1 protein-coding gene is annotated in these 346 nt (G+C 57.8%); it reads left to right on the top strand.

Annotated features, from left to right (window positions below):
• On the top strand, nucleotides 1-346 hold a 346-nt coding region (locus tag ACTHTA_RS11440), incomplete at both ends, for a hypothetical protein (RefSeq protein WP_440364778.1).

The following is a 346-nucleotide window of genomic DNA, read 5'->3' as shown; positions in this document are numbered from 1 at the left end:
CCGGCGACAAAGGTGAAAAAGGTGATACCGGCGCTACTGGCGCAACCGGCGACAAAGGTGAAAAAGGTGACACCGGCGTAACCGGCGCAACTGGTGCTAAAGGCGATACTGGCGCAACTGGTGCTAAAGGCGATACCGGTGCTACTGGTGCTAAAGGTGATACCGGTGCTACTGGTGCTACTGGTGCAACTGGTGCAACTGGTGCTACTGGTGCTACTGGTGCAACCGGCGCAACTGGTGCAACTGGTGCAACCGGCGCAACTGGTGCAACTGGTGCAACCGGCGCAACTGGTGCTAAAGGCGATACTGGTGCAACTGGTGCTAAAGGTGATACCGGCGCTACTGG

Origin of the sequence: Neisseria sp. P0013.S005, assembly GCF_051958425.1 — a bacterium.
GTDB lineage: Bacteria > Pseudomonadota > Gammaproteobacteria > Burkholderiales > Neisseriaceae > Neisseria > Neisseria subflava.
Note: the sequence above shows the minus strand (reverse complement) of the source record. Positions and strands in the feature narration are given on the sequence as shown.